Source organism: Pseudomonas sp. Bout1 (assembly GCF_034314165.1).
In the GTDB taxonomy this organism is placed as follows: domain Bacteria; phylum Pseudomonadota; class Gammaproteobacteria; order Pseudomonadales; family Pseudomonadaceae; genus Aquipseudomonas.
Genome location: NZ_JAVIWK010000001.1, coordinates 3,217,026 through 3,240,552, shown reverse-complemented (window position 1 = coordinate 3,240,552; position 23,527 = coordinate 3,217,026). Strand labels below are relative to the sequence as shown.

Annotated in this window: 25 protein-coding genes and 2 tRNA genes; 15 read left to right on the top strand and 12 right to left on the bottom strand. The window is 58.2% G+C overall.

Going from position 1 to position 23,527, the window contains the following annotated elements; all coding sequences use genetic code 11:
- Positions 1-103 precede the first annotated feature (103 nt).
- The 5 genes from RGV33_RS15170 (at position 104) to RGV33_RS15150 (ending at position 2,552) form a co-directional block, all read left to right on the top strand.
- Positions 104-646: a cupin gene (locus RGV33_RS15170; RefSeq protein WP_322144961.1), complete on the top strand. Its 543-nt coding sequence runs from the start codon at positions 104-106 to the stop codon at positions 644-646.
- A 56-nt stretch (positions 647-702) separates the two neighbouring features.
- Positions 703-1,467: an OBAP family protein gene (locus RGV33_RS15165; protein ID WP_322144960.1), complete on the top strand. Its 765-nt coding sequence runs from the start codon at positions 703-705 to the stop codon at positions 1,465-1,467.
- Between the two features lie 209 nt (positions 1,468-1,676).
- Positions 1,677-1,958, top strand: coding sequence for a hypothetical protein (locus tag RGV33_RS15160; RefSeq protein WP_322144959.1), 282 nt, complete (start codon positions 1,677-1,679; stop codon positions 1,956-1,958).
- 100 nt (positions 1,959-2,058) lie between these two features.
- Positions 2,059-2,316 carry a DUF6555 family protein gene (locus RGV33_RS15155; RefSeq protein WP_322144958.1) on the top strand — a complete coding sequence of 86 codons (258 nt, stop codon included), beginning with the start codon at positions 2,059-2,061 and terminating at the stop codon, positions 2,314-2,316.
- Complete coding sequence (locus tag RGV33_RS15150) at positions 2,313-2,552, top strand: hypothetical protein (protein ID WP_322144957.1); 240 nt, start codon at positions 2,313-2,315, stop codon at positions 2,550-2,552. The genes RGV33_RS15155 and RGV33_RS15150 overlap by 4 nt, the downstream gene beginning before the upstream one ends.
- A gap of 44 nt (positions 2,553-2,596) precedes the next feature.
- On the opposite strand, the gene RGV33_RS15145 is transcribed toward RGV33_RS15150, so the two are convergent.
- Complete coding sequence (locus RGV33_RS15145; protein ID WP_322144956.1) at positions 2,597-2,770, bottom strand: hypothetical protein; 174 nt, start codon at positions 2,768-2,770, stop codon at positions 2,597-2,599.
- A 9-nt stretch (positions 2,771-2,779) separates the two neighbouring features.
- Positions 2,780-3,706, bottom strand: a complete 927-nt coding sequence (locus tag RGV33_RS15140; protein ID WP_322144955.1) for an NADP-dependent oxidoreductase — start codon at positions 3,704-3,706, stop codon at positions 2,780-2,782.
- A 178-nt stretch (positions 3,707-3,884) separates the two neighbouring features.
- Between RGV33_RS15140 and RGV33_RS15135 the strand changes: the two genes are divergently transcribed.
- Together RGV33_RS15135 and ligD are read left to right on the top strand one after the other, a co-directional pair.
- Positions 3,885-6,224, top strand: a complete 2,340-nt coding sequence (locus tag RGV33_RS15135; RefSeq protein ID WP_322144954.1) for an FdhF/YdeP family oxidoreductase — start codon at positions 3,885-3,887, stop codon at positions 6,222-6,224.
- A gap of 102 nt (positions 6,225-6,326) precedes the next feature.
- Complete coding sequence (ligD, locus tag RGV33_RS15130) at positions 6,327-9,752, top strand: DNA ligase D (protein WP_322144953.1); 3,426 nt, start codon at positions 6,327-6,329, stop codon at positions 9,750-9,752.
- A gap of 11 nt (positions 9,753-9,763) precedes the next feature.
- Here the strand turns inward: ligD and RGV33_RS15125 are convergent, their stop codons facing one another.
- Positions 9,764-10,003, bottom strand: a complete 240-nt coding sequence (locus RGV33_RS15125; RefSeq protein ID WP_322144952.1) for a hypothetical protein — start codon at positions 10,001-10,003, stop codon at positions 9,764-9,766.
- Between the two features lie 165 nt (positions 10,004-10,168).
- On the opposite strand from RGV33_RS15125, the gene RGV33_RS15120 reads away from it, so the two are divergent.
- The 4 genes from RGV33_RS15120 to RGV33_RS15105 all read left to right on the top strand — a co-directional run bounded on the left by RGV33_RS15120 (position 10,169) and on the right by RGV33_RS15105 (position 12,406).
- Positions 10,169-10,687 (top strand): DUF4823 domain-containing protein, encoded by a 519-nt coding sequence (locus RGV33_RS15120; protein ID WP_322144951.1) that lies wholly within the window; start codon positions 10,169-10,171, stop codon positions 10,685-10,687.
- Between the two features lie 95 nt (positions 10,688-10,782).
- Positions 10,783-11,037: a hypothetical protein gene (locus RGV33_RS15115; protein WP_322144950.1), complete on the top strand. Its 255-nt coding sequence runs from the start codon at positions 10,783-10,785 to the stop codon at positions 11,035-11,037.
- A gap of 180 nt (positions 11,038-11,217) precedes the next feature.
- Complete coding sequence (locus tag RGV33_RS15110) at positions 11,218-11,778, top strand: fasciclin domain-containing protein (protein WP_322144949.1); 561 nt, start codon at positions 11,218-11,220, stop codon at positions 11,776-11,778.
- 289 nt (positions 11,779-12,067) lie between these two features.
- The gene (locus tag RGV33_RS15105; protein ID WP_322144948.1) at positions 12,068-12,406 is read left to right on the top strand and encodes a hypothetical protein; all 339 of its coding nucleotides are present in this window, start codon (positions 12,068-12,070) and stop codon (positions 12,404-12,406) included.
- A 543-nt stretch (positions 12,407-12,949) separates the two neighbouring features.
- Here RGV33_RS15105 and RGV33_RS15100 read toward each other — a convergent pair.
- The 4 genes from RGV33_RS15100 to RGV33_RS15085 all read right to left on the bottom strand — a co-directional run bounded on the left by RGV33_RS15100 (position 12,950) and on the right by RGV33_RS15085 (position 16,716).
- Positions 12,950-13,036: transfer RNA gene (locus RGV33_RS15100), tRNA-Leu, on the bottom strand.
- A gap of 837 nt (positions 13,037-13,873) precedes the next feature.
- Entirely contained in the window at positions 13,874-14,920 is a 1,047-nt protein-coding gene (locus tag RGV33_RS15095) for a hypothetical protein (RefSeq protein WP_322144947.1), read from the bottom strand.
- A gap of 163 nt (positions 14,921-15,083) precedes the next feature.
- Positions 15,084-15,692, bottom strand: a complete 609-nt coding sequence (locus RGV33_RS15090; RefSeq protein WP_322144946.1) for a LysE family translocator — start codon at positions 15,690-15,692, stop codon at positions 15,084-15,086.
- Between the two features lie 97 nt (positions 15,693-15,789).
- A complete protein-coding gene (locus tag RGV33_RS15085) occupies positions 15,790-16,716 on the bottom strand; it encodes an alpha/beta fold hydrolase (protein ID WP_322144945.1) in 927 nt (308 codons plus the stop codon).
- 152 nt (positions 16,717-16,868) lie between these two features.
- Between RGV33_RS15085 and RGV33_RS15080 the strand changes: the two genes are divergently transcribed.
- Positions 16,869-17,498: a CatB-related O-acetyltransferase gene (locus RGV33_RS15080; RefSeq protein ID WP_322144944.1), complete on the top strand. Its 630-nt coding sequence runs from the start codon at positions 16,869-16,871 to the stop codon at positions 17,496-17,498.
- Between the two features lie 2 nt (positions 17,499-17,500).
- Complete coding sequence (locus RGV33_RS15075; RefSeq protein WP_322144943.1) at positions 17,501-17,728, top strand: hypothetical protein; 228 nt, start codon at positions 17,501-17,503, stop codon at positions 17,726-17,728.
- 9 nt (positions 17,729-17,737) lie between these two features.
- Here the strand turns inward: RGV33_RS15075 and RGV33_RS15070 are convergent, their stop codons facing one another.
- The 4 genes from RGV33_RS15070 to RGV33_RS15055 form a co-directional block, all read right to left on the bottom strand.
- Positions 17,738-18,274: a spore coat U domain-containing protein gene (locus tag RGV33_RS15070; protein WP_322144942.1), complete on the bottom strand. Its 537-nt coding sequence runs from the start codon at positions 18,272-18,274 to the stop codon at positions 17,738-17,740.
- A 398-nt stretch (positions 18,275-18,672) separates the two neighbouring features.
- On the bottom strand, positions 18,673-19,593 hold the full coding sequence (locus RGV33_RS15065) for an FkbM family methyltransferase (protein WP_322144941.1): 921 nt from the start codon (positions 19,591-19,593) through the stop codon (positions 18,673-18,675).
- A 170-nt stretch (positions 19,594-19,763) separates the two neighbouring features.
- A tRNA-Cys gene (locus RGV33_RS15060) sits at positions 19,764-19,837 on the bottom strand.
- 213 nt (positions 19,838-20,050) lie between these two features.
- Complete coding sequence (locus tag RGV33_RS15055; protein ID WP_322144940.1) at positions 20,051-22,348, bottom strand: acylase; 2,298 nt, start codon at positions 22,346-22,348, stop codon at positions 20,051-20,053.
- Between the two features lie 242 nt (positions 22,349-22,590).
- Between RGV33_RS15055 and RGV33_RS15050 the strand changes: the two genes are divergently transcribed.
- The gene (locus tag RGV33_RS15050) at positions 22,591-22,968 is read left to right on the top strand and encodes a fe2+ zn2+ uptake regulation protein (protein WP_322144939.1); all 378 of its coding nucleotides are present in this window, start codon (positions 22,591-22,593) and stop codon (positions 22,966-22,968) included.
- 1 nt (position 22,969) lies between these two features.
- Here RGV33_RS15050 and RGV33_RS15045 read toward each other — a convergent pair whose 3' ends face one another.
- Positions 22,970-23,164, bottom strand: coding sequence for a hypothetical protein (locus RGV33_RS15045; RefSeq protein ID WP_003207574.1), 195 nt, complete (start codon positions 23,162-23,164; stop codon positions 22,970-22,972).
- A 172-nt stretch (positions 23,165-23,336) separates the two neighbouring features.
- On the opposite strand from RGV33_RS15045, the gene RGV33_RS15040 reads away from it, so the two are divergent.
- Positions 23,337-23,474 carry a hypothetical protein gene (locus RGV33_RS15040; RefSeq protein WP_010171564.1) on the top strand — a complete coding sequence of 46 codons (138 nt, stop codon included), beginning with the start codon at positions 23,337-23,339 and terminating at the stop codon, positions 23,472-23,474.
- Positions 23,475-23,527: the final 53 nt, after the last annotated feature.

The window sequence follows — 23,527 nt, the reverse complement described above, 5'->3', positions numbered from 1 at the left end:
GTGCGTGGCACGCATACAGGCTCAATCGCAGCCACCGTGATGCTCGAGCAAGCCGGATGACCCGCCTTGATTGCATGGCAACACGCTCAATCGGAGTTTTTTCATGACTGTTTTACCGGCTGATTCACCGGCGCAGACGTCCCTGATGTTCGAGCCAAATTACCCCGTGCCGAATAACCCGGACCTCCCTGTGCTCGTTTTCACTCAGGTACTTTCGCCGCAACTCGGTGACCTGGCCGTGCGATTTGAGGAGATGTTCAGCGCGCAAGGCTGGCCACCTAAATGGCGCAGTCGCGTCTATGACTATCACCACTACCATACCCAGGGGCATGAGGTACTGGGCGTTGCGACGGGCCATGCCCAATTGATGCTGGGCGGCCCAAACGGGCACGTCGTGGAGGTGCGCGCGGGGGATGTCCTGCTGCTGCCTGTCGGGACCGGGCACCGCAATATCAGCGCCAGCGAAGACTTCCTGGTGGTAGGCGCCTACCCGCCGGGCCAGCACGCGGATATCTGTCGCGAAGCGCCCACCCAGGCGCAACTGGCGAGCATCAAACAGCTGCCGTTTCCTGATCAAAGTCCCGTGAAGGGAGACCACGAGATTTACCGCAGCCTATGGGTCGGCCATCCAGCCACACGCCCCTGACCGTGCCTTGCTGCCACCCGTTTCACGACCATGACAGCAACAGGAAGGAACCTACGATGATTGACACCGCAACCTACCGCGCCGCCGCCTCACTGTCCCTGGCCACGTCCCTTGCGCTGCTCTGCGCATGCGCAGGCAACACCTCACCTTCAAACGTCGAAGCACCCGGCGAGCCTGAAACCGCAAGCACACAAACACTGGAGGCCGGCGCCGCCCTGCTGCAGTCGCGCCCGCCGATAGACGCACTGAACGCCTACCTGGATGGTTTCCACTTCTACAACGGCCACCCCGACGTGCAAATGGAAGCTCATCATTACTGCGCGATTCTCAATGAAGAGGTGATCCAGTGCGTGATCTATGACGGCAACCGCAAGGACGCCAAGCTGATGGGTGTGGAATACATCATCAGTGAGCAGCTGTTCAAAGGCCTGCCCCCGCCGGAGAAAGCGTTGTGGCACAGCCACGTGCATGAAGTGAAATCGGGTCAGTTGGTTGCTCCAGGCATTCCTGCGGTAGCCGAGCATGCGCTGATGGAAAAACTGGTGCATACCTATGGCAAAACCTGGCACACCTGGCATACCGACCTCAACAAACGCCTGCCCTTGGGCGTACCTCAACTGATGATGGGTTTCACCGCCGACGGCCAGGCGGATGCACACATGGTCGCTGAACGGGACCAGCGGATGGGGATCGACAGCGCGCAGAAAAAACAGGCACGCGCAGACATCGTCGCACCGCCCATTGCGCCAGGCGCGGATGCGTGGCGTCAGGGCACTGTCATTCAGGTCACCGACCCAACCGCGACGCCCCACACCCACTGACAGTACCTTTCGGTCATTCCGATTGAACGATCATTTGCCCCGCCGTCTCTATCGCAAGACACGTGCATGGAGGACTTTCGATGGAAAATACTGCCTGGGCTGCGAGCTGATAAAGGCGCTCGGAGCATTGGAAGGCCAGGCATATGTGTACGACGAACTCGATGCCACGGGCGAACAGCAACTGTGCCCATAAAATGAGGTGACCCAGCATGTCTTACGATTACCAAGGTATTGCCAGTGTGATTACCGCCTCCCGGCACCTGGGAACGCAATCAGACGAACGCTTGAACACGTCAATCTCGATCCATTTGACCAGCAGCGGCAAACCCACCCTTGCGCGGTTGAGCTTCGAGACCCCGCTCGACTGGCCCGGCAACCCTAACTTTGTGGCGGTCAACTTGCCTGACGGTTCCTCCGTGAGCGGTGTGATTGCAGAACTGGAACGTCCCAATGGCGGTCCAGGCTGGGTGACATTCACGGTGGACGATTGATCAATTTGGCCCTGCCGTGTTGCTCATCGAATTGTCGGACAATTTATTTGAATTTTTTTTGACGCCAAATATCTGTAGTTCATGAGCATAGGGAGGCCTCATGAAACCCAACGAACTATTCACTATCAACTATCTCCTGCACGGTGAGCGCAGGTCGTTCATCGTGCGGGCGCCACGCATGGATAACGTCGAGGCCTGGCATTGGGCCAGTTGCGATGCCGGCGTCGCGGTCATACCCAAATTTGGCCAGCAAAAACTCAAACGCGTCTCTAAACCGATGGCAGAAAAATACGGCATCACTGAGGTGCGTTGGAGTGGCGCGGCAGCGATCCAGTGGACGGAGGCTCTCACGCAATGACCAGTCAATTACTCAAACACACATCCGGGCAAGCCTGGGATGAAGTCATGGTGCAAAATACCCAGATGTTCTTCGAAGCTGATCGGCTGGACACGCTGGCCTATCAAATCATCGAGGCCTACAGCGGCGATGCAGCAACCTGGGCACGCTTTACCGAGGCCAAGAAGCTCGCAGACGCACAACGTACTGCTGCGTATCGAGAGTGGATGCGCATCAAGCGCGCGAAGCGAACATGAACGGCCAGCCCTGTCAAAAACAGGGCTGGTACATCAGCGCGCTGTCACGCCCCTGACTCCGGGTCTTTCGAAGGCCCGCCAGGGGCAACGCCACCCTGCTCGGCTTCCCAAGGGCGATCGACATTCGGATTTTCCGATTTGTCGTTTCGCTTGGCCGTTTCAGGGCGTACTTTTTGCCCGGCATGGGTGCCTGGGCTGGGTTTTGAATGCTCGCTCATACCGCCTCCTCATTCGCTGACGTGCAATACAACTTTGCCGTGCACGTGTCCGTCGGCAAGGAAGTCCAGCGCCTGCTTGGCCTCCTCCAGTTCAAAGGTCTTGGCCACATACACCTGCACATTGCCCGCCGCGATCAGCCCGGCGATCTCGGCCAATTCTTCACCCCGCGGGTCGGCGGTGAACCGTGTGCCGGTCTTGCCTGCCGCCTGGGGATGGTGCGCATCGGGCATGGTCAGGGTCGAGACCAATCGCCCGCCCTCGCCAAGCACCTGCCATGAACGCGCCTGGGTGTCGCCGCCGATCAAATCGATGACCAGGTCGAAGTCCTTGCAGATGTCCTCGAACCGTTCGGTCTTGTAATCAATGGCGCGGTCGACGCCCAGCTCACGCAGGAACGGCAGGCTGTCAGTGGATGCGGTGGCATACACTTGGGCGCCTTTGACCTTGGCGAATTGCACCGCGAAATGGCCGACGCCACCGGTGCCTCCATGGATCAACACCTTCTGCCCTTGCTCGACCTGGCCGTGCTCGACCAAGGCCTGCCAGGCAGTGTGCCCGGCCAGCGGCACGCCGGCGGCAGACGGCCAATCAAGGCCTTCAGGGATCAGCGCCAAATGTTCGGCCGGCACCCGCGAGTACTCGGCATAACCGCCGTCGGCACCGATCATGGCAAACACGCGGTCGCCTGGCTTGAAACCACTGACGCCCTGGCCGACCTTGTCGACCACCCCGGCAACTTCCCGGCCCAACGTCAGCGGCAATTTGTCCTGCTTGACCTGCGGGTACTGACCCTCGCGAATCTTGTAGTCCACGGGGTTGATACCCACAAAGACATTCCTGACCAGCACCTCACCCGCCTTGGGTTCCGGCACCTCGACCTCGCGCACGTGCATGACCTCGGGGCCGCCAAATTGCTCAATCCTGATTGCTTTCATGCCACTTACCTCTTCGTCTTTTCAGAACACACAGGGGTGTGGAGGACGCTCGGCGGCCATGGGTTCACTCGGTGTTGCGCAGCGCAGACAAACGGCGCCTCCCGTCCGGCATTCCGCTCGAACCTTTGCCCTTGCGGCCCGTCCCAAGGTTATCCAGCCAGCGCCCGGGAGTGCCACGATGCTCATTCATCCCAAGACCCATTTCCAGCCTTACACCCACGCGAGCGGAGGCTGGGGCTCGGCTAAATCGGTGATGCAGATCCTGTGGCGCGAACAGGCGCTGACCAAGGCGCCCGTTGCGCTGCTCAAGCAAAACAAGCCCGACGGTTTCGCCTGCGTCAGCTGCGCCTGGGCCAAACCCGGCCGCCCGCATGCGTTGGAGTTCTGCGAGAACGGCGCCAAGGCCACCGCCTGGGAACTGACATCGCTGAAGACCGACCCGGCGTTTTTTGCCGAACACACCCTCAGTGAATTACGCGACTGGCCCGACTATGCGCTTGAGCAACAGGGCCGCCTGACCCATCCCCTGCGTTATGACCCGCAGAGCGACCGCTACCGTGAGACGTCGTGGGACGAGGCCTATCAGGCAATTGGCGCGCAGCTCAAAGCGATGGAGCCCGACAGCGTGGTGTTTTATGCCTCCGGGCGCGCCTCGCTGGAGACCTCCTTCATGTACCAGTTGTTCGCCCGGGCCTATGGCACCAACAACCTGCCCGACAGTTCAAACATGTGCCACGAGAGCACCTCCGTCGGTTTGCAGGAAAGCATCGGCGTGCCGGTCGGCACCGTGACCCTGGACGACTTCGACCACACCGACTGCCTGTTTTTCTTTGGCCAGAACGTCGGCAGCAACAGCCCGCGCATGCTGCATCAATTGCAGGACGTGCGCCGGCGCGACGTGCCGATCATCACCTTCAACCCTTTGCGCGAGCGCGGGCTGGAGCGCTTCGTCAATCCGCAATCGCCCAGCGAAATGCTCACGCCCGAGTCGACCCTGATCAGCACCCAATACCACCAGGTGGCGATTGGCGGTGATACGGCGGCCATCACCGGCATCGCCAAGGCGCTGTTGGAAATGGATGACTGCGCCACCGAACGCGGCACACCGGCCGTGCTCGACTACGACTTCATCGCCACCCACACCGAAGGTTTCGAGGCGTTCACCACCTACGTGCGTGACTGCACGTGGGCGCAACTGGAGCACAAAAGCGGGCTCACGCGCGGCGCACTGGAGGCCGCCGCAACGGTGTACGCCGGCAGCCAATGTGTGATGTTCGTCTATGGCATGGGCCTGACCCAGCACCGGCACGGGGTCGCGAATGTACAGATGCTGGTGAACCTGATGCTGATGCGCGGCAATATCGGCAAACCTGGCGCCGGAATCTGCCCGGTGCGCGGCCATTCCAATGTGCAGGGCCAGCGCACCGTGGGCATCACCGAAGACCCGAAAAAGGTCCCGGCGGAGCTGATCGAGCAGCACTTCGGCTTCAAGGTCCCGGCGCACAAGGGCCTGTGCACCGTGGACGCTTGCGAAGGTATTCTGTCGGGGCAAGTGCGCGGGTTCATCGGGCTGGGCGGCAACTTCCTGCGGGCAATACCCGACACCTCGCGCATGGAACCGGCGTGGAAAGGGCTTGAACTGAACGTGCAGGTCGCCACCAAACTCAATCGCACCCACCTGCTGCCCGCCCGAAATATGTGGCTGCTGCCGTGCCTGGGGCGCATAGAGATTGATCGGCAAAACGGCGTGGCGCAAACCTACACCACCGAGGACAGCACCGGCTGCATCCACGGCTGGCACGGCAGCGCCGAACCGGTCGGCCCGCACGTGCGTGCCGAAGCCAGCATCGTCGCCGGCCTGGCCATGGCCGCCTTGGCGCCCGGTAACCGCATCGACTGGCAAGCCTGGTGCGACGATTATTCGACGGTCAGGACCGCCATCAGCACGATCTACCCGCAGATTTTTCATGACATGGAAACCCGCATGGTTGAGCCCGGCGGTTTCCACCGGCCAATTGCCGCTGCGCAACGCGAATGGCAGACCCCAACGGGCAAGGCGCAGTTCGTCAGGCCGGTGACGCTGGCCGAAGACGATGACGTCAACCTCGCCGAACCGGCGCGCGACGTGCTGCAACTGATGACGCTGCGCAGCAATGACCAGTTCAACACCACCATCTATGGGTATGACGACCGTTTTCGCGGGGTCAGTGGCACGCGCGAAGTGATCTTCATGCATTGCAACGACATCGTGCGTCTGGGTTTTGAGGTCGGCCAGCAGGTGCTGTTGACCACCGCCATCGAGCCTGAGGTAAAGCGTCAGGTGGGCCCGTTCGAAATCATTGCCTACGATATTCCCGAGGGCTGCGCTGCGGCCTACTACCCGGAGTGCAACCCGCTGGTGCCGCTCTGGCACCACGCCGAACGCAGTAAGGTGCCGGCGGCCAAGTCGGTGCCGGTGCGCCTCAGTTGCTTCAATCCAGAAAGAGGATCGGTTCAGGCGCATGAACTGATGAAGTAATCTGAATTTCGAGCACATCAGTTTGATACCGATGCCTTTGGCATCGGTCACACACCTATTGCTGTAGGCAAAAAGTTCCGGGCATATTGAAGGATCGAGGCAATGCAGAACCTCAAGATCGCGACATTCAACGTCAACGGCATAGGGGCGCGACTGCCTAATCTCTTGCAATGGCTTGAGAAAGAGCGCCCAGACATCGTGTGCCTGCAGGAACTGAAAGCACAGGACAAAGCTTTCCCTGCAGGCGATCTTGAGGCAGCAGGCTACGGTTCATTGCACCATGGCCAAGCCTCTTGGAACGGAGTGGCGATTCTTGCGCGCGACTCCGAGCCCCTCCTGATTCATAAAGGCTTGCCTGGAGCTGAAGACGACACGCAGTCTCGCTACCTGGAAGCGGCTGTGCATGGCGTGATCGTGGGGTGCCTGTACCTGCCAAATGGAAACCCGCAACCGGGGCCGAAATTTGATTACAAGCTCAACTGGTTTGAGCACCTGATTGCGCATGCCGAAACATTAAAGGCCAGCGAACACCCTGTTGTCCTCGCCGGCGATTACAACGTTGTGCCCACCGACCTTGACATCTACAACACCCGCTCGTGGCTCAAGGATGCCCTTCTCCAGCCAGAAAGCCGTGAGTGCTTTCAAAGACTACTGAGCCAAGGCTGGATCGACTCGGTGAGACACCTGTATCCGCAAGAGCGCGTGTACACGTTCTGGGATTATTTCCGTCAGCACTGGCAAAAAAATTCCGGCTTGCGCATCGACCATCTTCTGCTGAACCCGGTACTTGCGCCTTACCTGAAGAACGCTGGCGTGGATGCATGGGTACGTGGCGAAGAACACGCCAGTGATCACGCTCCAACGTGGGTTGAGATCTCGTCCCGGCGAGCCAGGCCCAAAAACAAGCCCAGGAGCGACTCAGGCGCCACCGAAACTATAACGATGCCACCTGACGCCCTTGGCGAATACAATCGCAAGCGTGATTTCGACGCGACCTCAGAGCCCTCTGGCGCGGCAAAAGCGCCGCCTGCAAAGGGAAACACCGCCGAACCGGCTGCGCTGCAGTTTTGCATCCAAAAGCACGACGCAAGTCGCCTGCATTATGATTTTCGCCTTGAGCTCGACGGTACCCTCAAAAGCTGGGCGGTGCCCAAGGGCCCGTCGCTCGATCCAAAATCCAAACGCCTGGCCGTGCATGTCGAAGACCACCCGCTTGACTATGCTACGTTTGAAGGGACGATACCGCAGGGCCATTACGGTGCTGGCGACGTCATTGTGTGGGATCGCGGTATCTGGAAACCCTTATCCGACCCCGCCGAGGCCTACGCGAAAGGCCGGCTGAAATTTGAGTTGCAGGGCGAGAAGCTTGGCGGCCTGTGGAACTTGGTCAAGACGCATATTCCCGGCAAGCAGGAGCAGTGGTTTCTGATAAAGCATCAGGACGAATTCGCTCGGCCAGAAAGCGATTACGACATCGTGAAAGCGCAATCACACAGTGTGTTGAGCGAGCGCACTCTCGTGCCCAAAAAGCGCTCAGGAAAATCGGCCGAGCCCAAATCTGTCAAGAAGCCGCCTGCGCCACCCGCCAAGCCGGGAAACACCCAGCTGGCGAATGCCCACCCCTCTGATCTTCCTGAAAGCCTGAAGCCTGAACTGGCCACGCTGGTGGATTCAGCCCCCGAAGGTGATTGGCGATATGAGATCAAATTCGACGGCTATCGCATCATGGCAAAAGTGGATGAGGGCAAGGTGCAACTGTTTACCCGCAATGGCCATGATTGGACGCACAAGCTTCCACGGCAGGCCGAAGCAATCGCCAGCCTCGCTTTAAAGTCCGCGTGGCTGGATGGCGAAATGGTTGTTGCCAATGAGAAAGGCATTCCGGATTTTCAGGCACTCCAAAATGCATTTGAGTTGGGCCGCAGCGGCAATATTGTTTACTACCTCTTCGACATGCCTTTTCTCAACGGCATGGATTTGCGGGAGGTGCCGGTCGAACAGCGCAGGAAAGCCTTGTCCAAGGTTCTGGAGCGCAGTGAGGATGAGGTTCTCAGGTACTCGGACGACTTCGCCGAAACACCGCAAGCACTGCTGAACAGTGCCTGCCAAATGCAAATGGAAGGCCTCATCGGCAAACGTGTTGGCAGCCCCTACGTATCGCGACGCAGCGGCGACTGGATCAAGCTCAAATGTAAACACCGGCAAGAGTTTGTCGTCGTCGGCTATACCGAGCCAAAGGGTTCGCGCAGTAAATTCGGGGCGCTGCTATTGGGCCTGCACGACATAGACAGCGGCGAGCTGAAATACGCCGGCAAGGTTGGTACTGGATTCAACCAGGTAACGCTGAATACGATCTACAAACAGTTGACCCCGCTTGAAGTCACCAAGCCTGCAGTCGTCAACCCACCCACTGGCTTTGAAGCCAAGGACGTGCACTGGCTGAAACCCTCGCTTTTGGCAGAGGTCGCCTTTGCTGAGATCACCCAGGAGGGCTCGGTAAGACACGCCGTATTCCAGGGCCTGCGTGACGATAAACCAGCGAAGTTGATCATCGAGGAGCGCCCTGCCCCTGCCCCTGAGGCCGAGAAAAAGTCAGAGAAAAACCAACCGCCTGTAGCCAAGGCCAAGGGTAAGGCCGGCGACGACGGATCAACCAGGATCCGCCTGACGCATCCCCAACGCGTGATTGACCCGAGCAGCCGCTCGACCAAACGTGACTTGGCGGATTACTACATTGGCATCTCTGACTGGCTTGTGCCGCAATTACTAAATCGCCCTGTCGCGCTGGTGCGTGCCCCGGACGGTATTGGCGGCGAACTGTTCTTTCAGAAGAATGCAGAGCGCCTGGCAATCCCTGGGATTGAAATCATCGGCAAAGCAGAGACGGGTCACCCTGTAATGTTGATCAATAACCTTGAGGCGCTGGTGGGCGCGGTTCAGATGAGCGCCATTGAGTTGCATACCTGGAACGCCGTCGCCAACGATCTGCATCGCCCTGACCGATTTATTCTCGACCTTGACCCCGACCCTGCACTGCCATGGAAGAGCATGGTGGAAGCCACCCAACTGACGTTAACGGTACTGGACGAACTGGGGCTTAAATCTTTCCTGAAAACCAGTGGCGGCAAAGGTATCCACATTGTCGTACCGTTGACGCCGAAAGCAGACTGGGATGCGGTAAAAAGCTTTAGCCACGCGGTGGTCAAACATATTGCCCACCTGCTTCCCGATCGGTTTTCGGCGGTTTCCGGCCCCAAAAACCGGGTGGGACGGATCTTCATCGACTATCTGCGCAATGGCTTGGGCGCCACCACTATTTGCGCCTATTCGGCACGTACCCGCGAAGGCCTGCCGGTGTCAGTGCCGATCTTGCGAGATGAGCTAAAGGAGATCAAAGGCGCTAACGTCTGGAACATTCAAAACATCCATCAACGCCTAGGCGAGCTGGACGTGGATCCGTGGGCTGATATGCCTAAGACAAAGCAAACCATCACGGCCCAGATGCGCAAACGCATCGGTCTGAAGTAGCGCCCGATCTATCAGCGCGGATCCTGCTCGTTATCCATCACGGCATTGTCCGTCTCTTCTTTGACGCGCTCAGGATCGAGGCCCGTATTGTCGTCATCCAGGGGTCGCTCTCCCTCGTTATTCGGCAACTCATCAATACCCTCTTCAGGAACCGGAACGACATCAGGCCTTCCGGGTTCAAGTGGACCCGGCGATACGGGTAGTGGATAGTCGGGTGGAGTACTGCCCTGCAGGCTTGCGTCGTTGTTCATACACACCTCTCAATGCCCTCTCTCTGGGGCGTATACGTTGGAGGTGCCGACAAATTCCGCGGTTCGATTTATTGCGGTACCGGTCGTCGTACTATTTGGCGAACGGTGTCTAGTGATTGAACGGTATGATCCAATTTTTGCGGAACCTACGAAAAGGAAATCGAGATGCGTATCCCCGCTGTTCTGCTCCTGGTCGTCGCGCTTTCTGGCTGCGCCGATTCTCATCAATGGCTGCCCGGCCAGTCTGGGTTTAATCACCCGATCAGGCAAACGGACAAGGTATACATCGCCACTCCCGCAGACGGTGAATACGGTGACCAGGTTTATAAAGGCTCCGGTCGCAATACAGCGCAAATCCTTTACGCTGCGTTTTCCCGCCGCTCTGCGGTGGTAACGGTGGATGCAGAAGCCTCCAGCTATGAGTTGAGCCTGGAAAAAGCCAAGCGCAGCAGGCAGGACATCCTTATTCTTGCGTCCATCCTGCATTGGGAAGACCGCGCAACTGAATGGTCGATGATCCCTGACAAGGTAGAAGTCAAAATCAGCGTCATTGAGGTTTCCTCAGGCGCTGTAATCAGCTCCGGGATCGCGACAGGTAAAAGCGGTATCGCGACATTTGGCGGGGATCACCCGCAGGATTTGTTGCCAGAGCCGATCGAGGCTTTCGTCTCGTCTTTATATTGAGCAGGCGTGAAACCAGCGCCGATCCGTTCGTAAAGCGCTGGGTGGCGGTGACTGAATTGATAGCGCTGAACCACTTCGATGGAGAGCACCGGTAAATGGCAAATCTGATGGAAAAGCTCGACGGCCCCAGGACTGCCCAGCAGGAACTGTTCTACGACCTTGAAGACGCGACGGCCGTTATCGCCTGGTCGGTGACTGAGCTTACGGCTATTGCGGGGCTCGCCAAATCGCCTGATGACGCCATCGCCTTGATGAAGCTGTGCGCCCTGCTCGCGGCGCAGCAGCAAAAGCTCTGCGGGTATGCAGATGAGGTCAAGGAGGGAAGGATTGTGCGAGGAGCGAAAGCCTAGGCGGATACACCAGGCGGGCCCAAGCCGAAGCAGTCATTGGTAATGACGCCGTGCGTGTGCCTGAGCGGGCACGCGTGGCGCTCAAGAAATTATCGGGTGAATCGGTGCATCCAATTCAGTCGCTGGCTCGTAGATTCAATACCCCTCACTCGGAGGGCATAAGAGCCAAGGAGTAACATCATGCACGCTTTTTACAAAAAACTTGCTGCAGCCGCCTGCTTCGCAATTCTCTGCGTGACCGCAACACTCAGCGTTGCTGCCGACTCTGTGATGGTCGGAGGCGCAGCGATGTACCCGAGCAAAACCATCGTTGAGAACGCGGTCAACTCGAAGGACCATACGACACTCGTAGCAGCGGTCAAGGCTGCCGGCCTGGTTGATACGCTCAATAGCAAAGGCCCTTTCACCGTATTCGCACCGACCAACGAAGCCTTTGCCAAACTGCCAGCGGGTACCGTCGACACTCTGGTCAAGCCTGAACACAAAGCCGACCTGACTAAAATCCTGACCTACCATGTCGTGCCCGGCACTCACACGTCTGCCCAACTGATGGCCGACGCCAAAAAGAATGGCGGGACCGTCGTGTTGAAAACAGTTCAAGGTGAGTCGCTGACTATCAAGCTGCATGACGGCAAGCTTTGGGTGGTCGATGCCAAAGGCGGTAAGGCGAGTATCAGCATTGCAGACGTGATGCAGTCCAACGGTGTGATTCACGTTGTCGACTCGGTCCTGATGCCTTGAATGCTCTTCGTTGCTCATCCAGAAACGGGTGCACATCGAGGTTGAGAGCGATCTGAATCTTGCACAACTGTGTGCCATCGACAAGCCAGCGCTCGACGGTGCGAGTCATCGCCGAGCCGTTGTCATCTGTCTGCCAGCCAGAACGTTTAAGAGCATGGCGACTTGCATGAAAGACCTCGATATGGCGCCCGGCTAATCGTCGGATAGCCCTGCAGTTCGTCGCCTCAAGCCTTGCGCCTTATCCAATCTCGAATACTGTATAGGCATACAGCATCCGGACCCCGCCTCCATGAACATTGATGAAGACACCTGTGAGTGGCTTGGCATGCCCTCGCCCCTCGAAATGCACAAACAGCACGCCCGCCTCCTGGAGAATGAGGTCCATGAACTGAACCTGCAGCTGCGCAAAGCGAGGGAGGACATTCACGGCCTGGTGCAGATGCTGGCCGATGCCGAGGCTGTCAAAACCCAGTTCCGGGGCTACCTCGCCGAAAGAGGCACCGAAGCGGCCGCCATGCGCAAGCAAATCGACGTCCTCGCAACATCGACCGCATCCAGCAAGCGCGAAGCAGAAACACTGCGCGCGATGTTGAACGACCTGATGTCTCGCCCCAAAACCAATGTCTAAGCTCAGGTTTCAGAGCGAGGGCGTAGCCATGTGCGGAAGACGCGACCAGCCGCAAAGGGATGCTTTCCATATACTGCAGTGAATTATCGGAGTGACCAGGAACGGACCCCAGATGAAATACCTAGCGATACTCATAGTTTCTGCGACTCTCGGCGCATGTTCGTCGTACAGCCCTGGGCACGGCGACTCTGACATGAGGGTTGGAGGTTTCCGAATCAGCTGCGATGCAGTGCCGGCAAATCAGCCCGGCTGTGATTCCACGCCAACCTCCAGGTCGAAGAAACCGTCAGAGAAAATCGACCTGCAACCTGGTGGAAACTGACTCTTCTGCTTGTGCTCGCCCGGGCTTGGTAAGGGCATCAAAGCTGCCCTCCTCATAGCGGCGCTCCCAGAGGCCGAAGATGTTGAATTTATGGTTGTGTCCAACCTTTGGAGGTCAGTTCAAATTTAAGTGAACACGGAACGCTAAAACGAAAAAACCCGCCAGAAGGCAGGTTTTTCAACGCTTCCAAGGAACTTAAAAGCTCTCAATGGAATGTAAGATGGTGCCCGAAGCCGGAATCGAACCGGCACGCCCTTACGAGCGGGGGATTTTAAGTCCCATGCGTCTACCAGTTTCGCCATTCGGGCGGTAGCGCTGTACAGCGAGCCAAGCAGTTTTAAAAGCCCTTGGCGTTGCAGCAGGCTAGGGAATATATAGACCCGGCACCTTCGATGCAAGGTCGAACGCGGCCTTTTTCACACAACTGCGCCAGCCCACGGCAAACAAAAAAGCCCGCCAGATCAGTGATCTACAGATTCAGCAGGGTGTTTCTGGAAGCTTGCGTGCGCGCGATGTCGCCGCGTAAGGCACGCCTGCCCGGCATCACTAAGAAAAATACGTCATCACCGCAATAACCACTGAAACCCAAACCAGGGTCATCAAAAACGACAGCGCAGCCAACGTTTTGCCCATTTGCCTACTCGCCTAGATGAAAAACACTTCAGTGAATGGTTGCTTGTCTTGTACCAGGCTCGCCGTGGCGCCGCCCGACGACGCTTGAGAATAGCCAAGCCTGCCTCGCTCTGCCTCCCGCCTCGCGGCGAATCCATGAAAACCACTTGGGCGCGATGGTGGATACGATACTTCACACAAAAGTTTAGTTCCCGGCCGTGGCCAAGCCACTGCCTAATCTGCCTGACACCTGAAAATTTCCGTTCCCGGTTTGCAGCTACCTGCGGCGCTGAGGGGCATCTGATACGCTTTTTTATTCAGTATCTGCCCCTGTATCGAAACACCCTCAGCCCTGACAATACTCCCACTCCCGACACGCCCGTGGAGCCCGACAGGAACCGTCCTGGCGGCCCGTTCATTTCGGAGGCCTCATGGCTAAGATGGCATTTTTCCTGTTCGGCTTTCTTGCGCTGACTATTGCGATTGGTCTGCTTGCCACCATCTCGCCGGTGTAGGGCTCAGGCGCCAGCGTGTTAACGAAACGTGACCATCTCAAAGTCCGCCGAGGTGCCCGCCGCCTGCCTTGCCAATTCACTGATGGCTATCGTGCGTACCTGCGCCCCTTCGTTCCAGGGGTTGGTGTAGCTCAACAGGCCCGTCGCCGGGTTGATCTGGATAATCGCGAAGGCGTGCCCGTCCCCCCTGGACCAATCCCCATTGCGCGCCGGCTTGCCGCCAAACACCACAGCCGCCTGGCTGCCCACGGCGCTGGCATTTTTCAGCAGGAAGTCGGTGATGCCCTGAGGTGTGTTTTCGGCATCGGCCAGCCGCAGGTGGTCACCGTATTGGCCTGCCAGCAATTCCATGACTTTATTGGTGGGCAATGAGCCTTTGGCCGGGTCAAGCTTGAAGTACTGGAACATCGCCCCGACCACGGCAGCGGCAGGTGGATCGCCCTTGCCGTATTGATCCAGGTCGCCAGCCTGCAGGTGGTAGACCGTCACCGGGTCGCCCGGCAGGCTGACATTGAAACTGCCATCGGCATTGGCCGTCACGCCCCTGCGCAATATCTCGGCGCCCGTACGCGTATTGGCGAACGCCCTGACCACCGAGATACCGACACAATCACCTTCGCTGGTCTGGTTCAGATGGGTGCCGAGCGGTTGCCCGATCGGGGTCCCGGCCAGCGAAGGCTTCCACGCCCCCGCATCAATGACACTGCCCTTGGCGTCACGGCGCAACGCATTGATGCTGCCTTCGGCGCTGTAGCTGCCGTCATTCAGGGATGCGACGATGTTCCTCACATCGGTGCTCAGGTTCGCCCGCGCGCCGCCGTCGCGCTTCAGTGCGTCCTGGAAGGCCTGTGCTGCAGCGGTAATGCGTTGGCGCACGGCATCGTCCGGGCGGGTGCCGCGACTTTGGTCAAGCGCCTGGAGCAATTGATGGTACGTACTTTCGATGGCGCGAATGCCGACCTGGGGAGCAGCAAAGGCTGGACCGACAGACGCCATGGCGAGGACAGACGTGATCAGTGTAAACCGCAGGTACTTGTGCAGACGCCCAGAGGTTTGGAGGGTCACGGGGGCTTCTCGGATAAGGAAGTGTGAAAGCGATACGTCGAACCACCATCCCGTTCAATCGCTTCGTGCCGCAACGTCCCGTAGCAGGCCTGGAAACAGCGGCGAGCATGCACAGGCCGGCAAAAAGCGTCAATAGCGGCCTGTGGCTATGCACGAAGCTGGTTCAGCCGGCAAAAAGCATGGGATACAACGACAGCACCAGCAGCCCTGCCATCGACCAGTTGAACACCCGCAACCAGCGCGGCTCACGCAGCACGTTACGCAAACCGCTGCCACAACCGGCCCATACGCAAACGCTGGGCAGGTTCACCAGGGCGAACACCGCGGCAATCAACAGCACATTGGTGACATAACCTTCCGCTGGCGTGTAGGTGGTGATCGCGCCCAATGCCATCACCCAGGCCTTGGGGTTGACCCACTGGAAGGCTGCCGCCCCAAGAAACGTCATGGGTTTGCGCTGGGCATCGGGCTCATCGGAGATCGCGCCGGCGTTGGCGATCTTCCAGGCCAGGTACAACAAATAGGCCGCCCCCACATAACGCAACACGGTGTACGCCCACGGTAACGCCTTGAAGACTTCACCCAATCCCAAGCCGACGGCGATCACCAACAGCATGAAGCCAATGCTGATACCCAGCGCATGAGGAATCGAGCGACGAAACCCGAAGTTCACCCCGGACGCGAGCAACATGGTGTTGTTGGGGCCAGGAGTGATTGAAGAAACAAAGGCAAACAGCGCAAACGCTGACAACAGGCTTGAAGACATGAACATGGGACGGCATCCGAACGAAGAACAGTGCCCACGACAGTAGAGCGTTGTGCCCGCCTGCGCCCCGTACAGCTGCGAGCGGATGCGGGCATACACTTCGTCAGCCCAGCGAGGCCAGGAACGCCCGATAACGCGCCGCCGTTTGCTCGGGCCGCTCGACCATTGGCAGGTGCCCTACGGCATCCCAGCATTCAAGTTGCGCGTGCGCGATGCCGCCGGTCCATGTAGTTGCACTGGCAATTGGCACCATCCGGTCTTCCCGCCCCCACAGCAACAGTGTCGGGACGTGAATGTCCTTGAGCCAGGGTTCCAGCCGCGGGCTGGCGGAGAAATCCGCGAAGATTTCTGCCAGTTCCGAACGCCGGTCGATATAGGCCTGCGCCTCAGCAGCCAGCAGCACCTGGGGTATCCACGGTGGCGAAGCCATGGTCATCGAGAAAAACCGATCGAACTGCGCCCGTGAATGAATCAGGAACGGGTTGTCCCCCTGGTTGACCAGCTCTTCCACTTCATTGGGCTGGGGCAACAGCACGCCGACCGGGCCGATCAGCGCCAGCGACACCACGCGGCCGGGGTAATGCGTGGCCAGCCAGGTCGCGACATAAGCGCCCATCGAACTGCCGACCACGTGCACCGTGTCGATGCCGCAGGCATCCAGCAACTCGATCAAGCGCCCCGCCTGGGCTGCGATGCTGTAGTCGGCGCCCTGCTCGAAGCGGTTTTTACCGTGCCCGGCAAGGTCGGGAATGACGACTCGATAGTCTGCCGTAAAGTGCCGGGCGAAGCCGAACCACACGCCTTTGTCCGCACTGAAGCCGTGAATCAACAACAGCGGCGGCGCGTGGCCGGCCGTGCCGCCTTGATAGGTGGCGAGGGTCATATGCTTGATGGCCACCGGCACCTCCTTCAGGCGAGCGCGCACCGCCTCCACCTTCGCAATGATCGTAAACAGCAGCCCTCCGACACGTGGGTACGTCCACCATACCCAAACAGCAATCACTCCCAGCAAGGCGATTATCACGAGCATCAAGGTTTCTCCGCAGACAAAAACGACGTACTGGATTCTGGATTCAGGGCTAAAGCGGGAACTACAGGTTCCCACGTTATTGAGCCTTGCATCGCCCTGCCTCATTGCTCAGGATAGCGATCTTCATCTCAACACCGGCAAAAGGCTACTGCATGAAGCTGTTGCGTAAATGGCGTGAACATCAAGCGCGCAAGGCATTGCGTGCACTCCCCCAACTTGAGCGTGCTACGCAAAAGTTGCGCAATCGCTACCCCAAGTACACGTTTGGCGTGGGCACATACGGTGACTTGAAGGTTCACGACTGGAACGAAGGCACCACATTGCGCGTAGGCGCTTATACGTCGATCGCCGGCAACGTCGAGGTGTTCCTGGGCGGCCACCACCGTACCGACTGGTTGAGTTGCTACCCCTTCCCCGCCAAGATCGAAGAAGTCGCGCATATTACCGATTTCGGCGGCAGCAAAGGTGACGTGATCATCGGTAATGATTGCTGGATAAGCTCACAGGCGATCATTCTTTCGGGCGTCACCATTGGTGATGGCGCAGTGGTAGCCGCAGGTTCCGTGGTGACCAAGGACGTCGCGCCTTACGCCATTGTGGGCGGCAACCCGGCCAAGCCGATCCGCTGGCGGTTCGACGAGCCTACCCGCTTGATACTTGAGCAGGCGGCCTGGTGGAACTGGCCAGTCGCCGAGGTGCGCCAAGTGGCGCACCTGCTGTGCAGCACGGACATAACGCCCTTTGTCGACTACCTGAAACAGCGTGCCATCGAGGCGCAATAACCATGACGCTCCATGAAGAAAACCCATCGACAGTCAATCTACGTCACCGCCCTGGAGGGTTCTGGCGCTGGCTGCCCATTGGGCTCTTGATGGGATGTATCGTCATAACGTCGTTGATGCTATTGGCAGCCCAGCCGCCCGAATGGATGTTTGTGGCACTCAACGTTGGCTGGGCAATCGTCGCGCTGACACTACTGGTAAAGCTATCGGGTATGTGCCGCGACAATTGAGACAACGGCTCAAAACGTCAGCGTGACAGCAATCGTGTCGGTGTAGGTACCGGCGGGCAACCCTGGCTTACCTGGCGATTTGCCGTAAATATTCACCGCCTGCGCAACCCCGGTACTGGCGGTGAGGTTGATAGTGCCGTTATTGGCCAGAATCTGCGTGTGGGCGGCGTCGGTGTAGATGTCATACGGGGCAAAGTGGCCAGCGCCATCTGCCAGCGCCCGCGTGCCACCGGTGGATTTACCATCATTGACGCCAGACGTGACCGTCAGTATCGGCGAAGTACCCGCCGAACACTGGATAGACAACGGCGCTCCCCCGCCCCCCAGCACCTGTGCGTCAGCCTCCGTGTACAGGGAGTTGGCGGTGCCAAAATTCAACGCGCCAAAATTCAAGCCTGTGGAACCTCCCACACCATTCACCAGGCAACTGTTGGTCAGTATCAGCGAGGCGCTGATTTGGCCCGTGACAGTGGTCGCCGCCTGGGCGCTGCACACCCAAGCCAGTGTGACCAAAGGCACAATGACTTTTGAGATAAGTCCATGCATGACGCGCTCCTTATGACTTGCCAACTGCGTAGAAGGTTAGTCAGTCAGGAGGAAACTGCCACTCAGGCGAGAAATAGCGGAGGGCTTTCCTTAAAAAAAAGCGGGAGGGACTGAAGTCAGCCGATGCTCGCTTATGCACAAAAAAGGCTTTCAACTTCGCCGGAGTTTTAAGGGCCAGCAAGGCAAATCGCTTTGCCTTGGGGGACGCTTCCTAGAGAATCTTTCGGCCTTGCGCCCCATGACGTTCCCTCGGTACCAGCCCCAACCCCGGCCCCTGCCGAACGAACAAATCTTCCAACAACCCAACACGCCCTCCGTGTCGCTCGGTGATCAGTATCCTTTTCTCCGGTCGAAAAAGAGCCCGCATCTTGGCGGGCTCATTTGATCAAGGGTACTTATCAGCGTCTGAGGCTTCGTACACGCTCGATTAATTTCCAGGCTTTGGAGGAGACGATGCTGTCATAAAGCGAACTCAACTCTGCGAGGTGCACGCGAACATTTTTCAGTTCAGATAGAAGCTGCTCGTTTTTTGCGGTGAGCAATGCTACCGCTTTGTCCTGCGCGGACGTATCTGGCAGTGACAAAACCGGCGCCGAAACAGCGCTAGCCACCTGCTCCAATGGCACGACTGGAGAAGGAAATTCTTTGAAGTGGGCAGATCTGAATGCGAACAGAGGCACCAGGTCGCACCTTATAAAAAAGGCGTTCACATGCGATGAGACGTCGTAGATGTAACCCAACTCGGCAACCTTTGAACGGATCTCATAGAGGTCCAAGTGCCCAACTTCAATACAAAGCACTCCAGGCAGCACCGCGCAACCCTGCATTCCGGCGATTACGGACAGCTCGTGACCTTCTACATCGAGTACCAGCAGGTCAACATGCTCGATTCCGTTCCTGGAAATGAACTCAGGCCACGTCAGCAGGTTGACCTCGACATCAATAAATTTGCAGCCCCCCTCTTCAAGTATTGAGAGATGCTTTTGCGTATGCGCGAGTGATCCATTTGTGCAGTCGACGCCAAAATCAGGATGATCGACAGCATGGAAAGTGGCAGTTCCGACCTTGCTGGAAAGGGCGAAATTCAGATTTGTTGAATCTGGTCGGTTTACCAGCAACTTTTCGTAGACCCAAGGCACAGGCTCAATGTTAAAACCTTTCCAGCCGAGTGTTTCCTCAAAAAATTTGCATGAATTCTCGGTCAATCCGTCGAAAGCACCACACTCTACAAAAATCCCCCTTATTCCTTCATCCCGAAAATACCTTTCGTAAATGAATCGATCAACTTGAGGCTGAAACTGTCCGTAGAATTTGTGCATATCACGACCGCAACCAAGGCTAGAATCGAACCAAGGATACTACTCCTGCGTTGTGCTCACGGTACACCCTCGATCTACAGAAACGCCGTCCGCGGCGAATAGGCCCAGGTCGCTATTTCCGACAGGCAATAAAAAACCCCGTAGACGTTAATCTACGGGGTTTCTAAGAGTGGAGGCCGAGGTCGGAATCGAACCGGCGTAGGCGGATTTGCAATCCGCTGCATAACCATTTTGCTACTCGGCCTCAAACGATCAATGCCTTACAACCGACATTCACCGCATATAAACTTGAGTGGGCTCTGTGAAGCTACCTCTACTCTATCTCATTGAAAACATTGAAGTTTTTAATGCTTCAGTGCGTTCGATGGGCGCAATTATGTACTCATTTGCCGGGGCTTGCAACCCCTTGATTTCAAAAAATATTCTCTCAAGGGGCCGGCTTTGCCGGTTGGGTACCCTACCGTCCTGCCTCGTCCTTGTCACGGATAACCTGCAATTGGTACTGCGGGTCGGCCTTGATCTGCTCCTCGGTAAATGGCAACACGCTGAGTTTTTTCTCGGAGAACGCCTGGGTCTGGTCCTTGAAGTGTTTTGAAGCCGGGTCGCTGGATAACGAGAATGCCAGCACGCCCTGGGCATGCGGGCCATTTTCATCGAACGTGACGATTTGCAAGTAGCTGCTGCCGCTGATTACCTCGCGCTTGCCATCGGCCCTCGGTACGCTTTGCATGGCGTTGTACACGCCCAACTCTTGGGGCCCGCCGTGGATCGGCGTTTGGCCCGAGACTTGGATATCACCCCAGCGGCTATCGGCCGTCAGGCCGCGCTTGGCCACGTCGGCAGCTGATTCAAGCATCGCTTCATGCAGCGCCTTGGCCACATCTGCCCGTTCAACTGCCAGCCCACTAGGCGTGGTCAGCGGTTGCGACGGGTCGAAAGCCAGCTTCCATGCATCCGGCGCTTGCGCCAGTTGCTGCGCCAAATTGATGAAGTGCAGCAGGCCCACGCCGCTGTCGAGGTTGGCGCGCTGGCCCCAGCTTTTCAGGCTGTCGCACACCGGTTTCACGGCGGCGTCGGCGCCCGCGCAATATTTCAGCAGGTCCGGCATTACTTGGCTGGCGAGGTACACCTGGTTGTCCATGACCATGTCCTGCAAGTCGGCGACGCTGATCGGTTGCTTGTCGAGTTCCTGCAGGCGCTGTAAGGCGAACCGGGCACGCGGGCCCAAACCGATGTTCTCCTGGCTGATCACCGGCGAGAACCCGGTCAGCGGCGCCTTGGGGTTGACCAGCCACGCCGAGTCATTGGAGTGCTGTACGTAATCGGTGCGTTGCAGTTGCGGTAACTGGTCGGCGGGGAAAATCCCGGCCTGGGCGGCACGCGGGTCCACGTCCCAGGCACAGGCGCTGCGGGAGCCGTCGAGCATAATGAACTGCAGGCCCACCCGCGGATCGCTGCACTGCGCGAGTTTTTTCGCGCTGACGTTCGGCACCACCGACAGGTTCATATACAGGCTTTGGCCCTGGTCATCCGCCGCCAGGGTGTTGACCCACGGGATACCTTGCAGGGTGTGCACCGAGGTTTGCAGCTGGTTGAGATCCGCCGCGCGGTTCATCGCATACCACTGTTGCAGCACCCGGTCGTTACCCAGGTTGGCGTCCCGCAGGCTGAAGGCGTATTTGTTGTCCCAGTCCAGCTTGCCCGGCCATTGCACTACGGGCCCGAATTGTGAGCTATAGACCGTACGGGTCTGCTCCTGGAGGCTGTTGCTGGCGGTTTTTACCTGCACTTTGATGCTGGTTTTTTCCATGGCCACGGATTTGCCGTCCAGCATATAGCGGGTCGGGTCCTTCGGGTCGAGTGTCAGGCGGTACAGCGTGAAGTGCTTGGACGTATCAACGGTGTGCGTCCAGGCCACGTGTTGGTTGAAACCGATATTGATCACCGGCAGGCCCGGCAACGCGGCGCCCATTACGTCGAGCTGGCCGGGAATGGTCAGGTGCATTTCGTAGAAACGCATGCCGCCCACCCACGGAAAATGCGGGTTGGCCAACAACATGCCGCGCCCGTTGAACGACCGGTCACGCCCCACCGCCACCGCGTTGCTGCCGCGGTCCAGGGCAAACCGTTGCTGACTGGCAGCGGCGACATCAAACGCCTTGGCATCCACCTGGGCAACAACATTGGGCGGCCTGGCGCCTACCAATGCCTCGGCAAACTGCCCGACGCCACCTTCCACCAACAACCGGCGCGTCAGCTTGACCAAGTCCTCGGCAGTAATCGGCCGTACCCAGGCCGCCTGGCACTGCGCCGGCAAGCCTTGGGCGGTACGCTCCTTGAGGTAGCGATTGTAGCCGGCGACATACCCTTCAATGCGCTGCTGCAGCGGCGCAGGTTGCGCCTTCCAGAACGCTGCCACGGCTTCGGGGGTGTTCAGCCAGGTAAAGAACACATCGTTGGCCAGGTTGTTACGCCCCTCCAGTGTCGCCTGCTCGGGGCCAAAGTACCTGGCGCGCTCGCCATTGACCGTCACCACCTCATTGGCCAGCAGGCACAGGTTGTCCTGGGCGTAGGCGTACCCGATGCCGTAACCCAGCCCGCGTTCATCGCTGGCCCGGATATGCGGGACACCAAAACTGGTACGCCGGATCTCGGCCGTGGCCTGTTGGTCCTGCACCCGCGCCGAGGCCGAAAGACTCAAGCCAAGCAACACCCCGGCCACACACACTCTGGACAACCCGTTGGAAATAATCACGCAGACTCCGCAGCCGAATTAAACACCGTAGCGAGACACAGCTTCGCCAACACCTCAGTTAAGACGTAAAACCGGGGAATAATTTAGCCGCCGCAGACGTTTATTCGGACATGCCGGTATGTCTCCAGGATGTTACCGACAAAATTTCTACATCCCGCACTTCATGATTTCGGCTGCTCGTACGTCTTATTAACCAAGAGCGCCATCATTTTCCTGATCAGGCTCTGATAAGGAGTTTTTGCATGTACAACCCGCAACTGCCCACGGAAGGACACTCATCCATGCATGACGGCGGTTTTACCACCGGCGACCAGGCATTCGGCAAGGTGCCGGAGCATGGCAACCAGCGCATTCGTCATTTGCTCAAGTGTTTTGGCCTGCGCACCAGCCTGATTCGGCTGAAGGTCATTGATGCGCTGCTCACCGCCGCCGACCACCAGCGCACCCTCGGCGTGCGGGGCGTACACAGCCACTTGCTGGAGTTGGGCATCCCGTTGTCGTTTCTCAGCGTGCGCGAAGTGCTCAAGCGCCTCTGCGCCGAAGGCGTTATCACCCTCAATGCCGACAAAAGCTACAGCCTGCACGAGCAGGCTGCCAAAGTCCTCGAAGGCCGGGCCTGACTCAGAGGTTGGGCTTGACCTTGCGACGCATCACACCGTTGATCACCACCACGGTCACTGCCACGGCGATGGCAATGTACTGGAAGGTCTTTTCGCTGATGACCCCATTGTTTTGCAGGTAGGACAGGCCAAACATCGTCCCCAGCACCAACAGGGAGATCAGAATCGAGTATTTCAAGCGTTGCTTTTGAGTCATGACAGATTCCTGAAGCTGAAAATTGTATCCACTTTGTATCGGCTACCACACCAAGCACATACCCATTGACGGGGATGGAATGGGGTCGGCGGGGTCTCATGTTACAGGCGATGAAAAACTTTGGCTTGTCCAACGCCTGATTGAACCTGTGAGTACCCTAGAGGATTTGGAAATGCTTCGTCGAATCACACTGCTGATTCCCTTGCTGATCATGTTGAGCATGAGCGGCTGCATTATTTTCCCCCACGGCGGCGGCGGTTGGCATGACCATCGCTACTACGACGGCGGACCGGGGTATTACCATCGCTGATCACGCTGCATAAACAACAAACCCGACAGCACGTCGGGTTTGTTGTGAAAGGC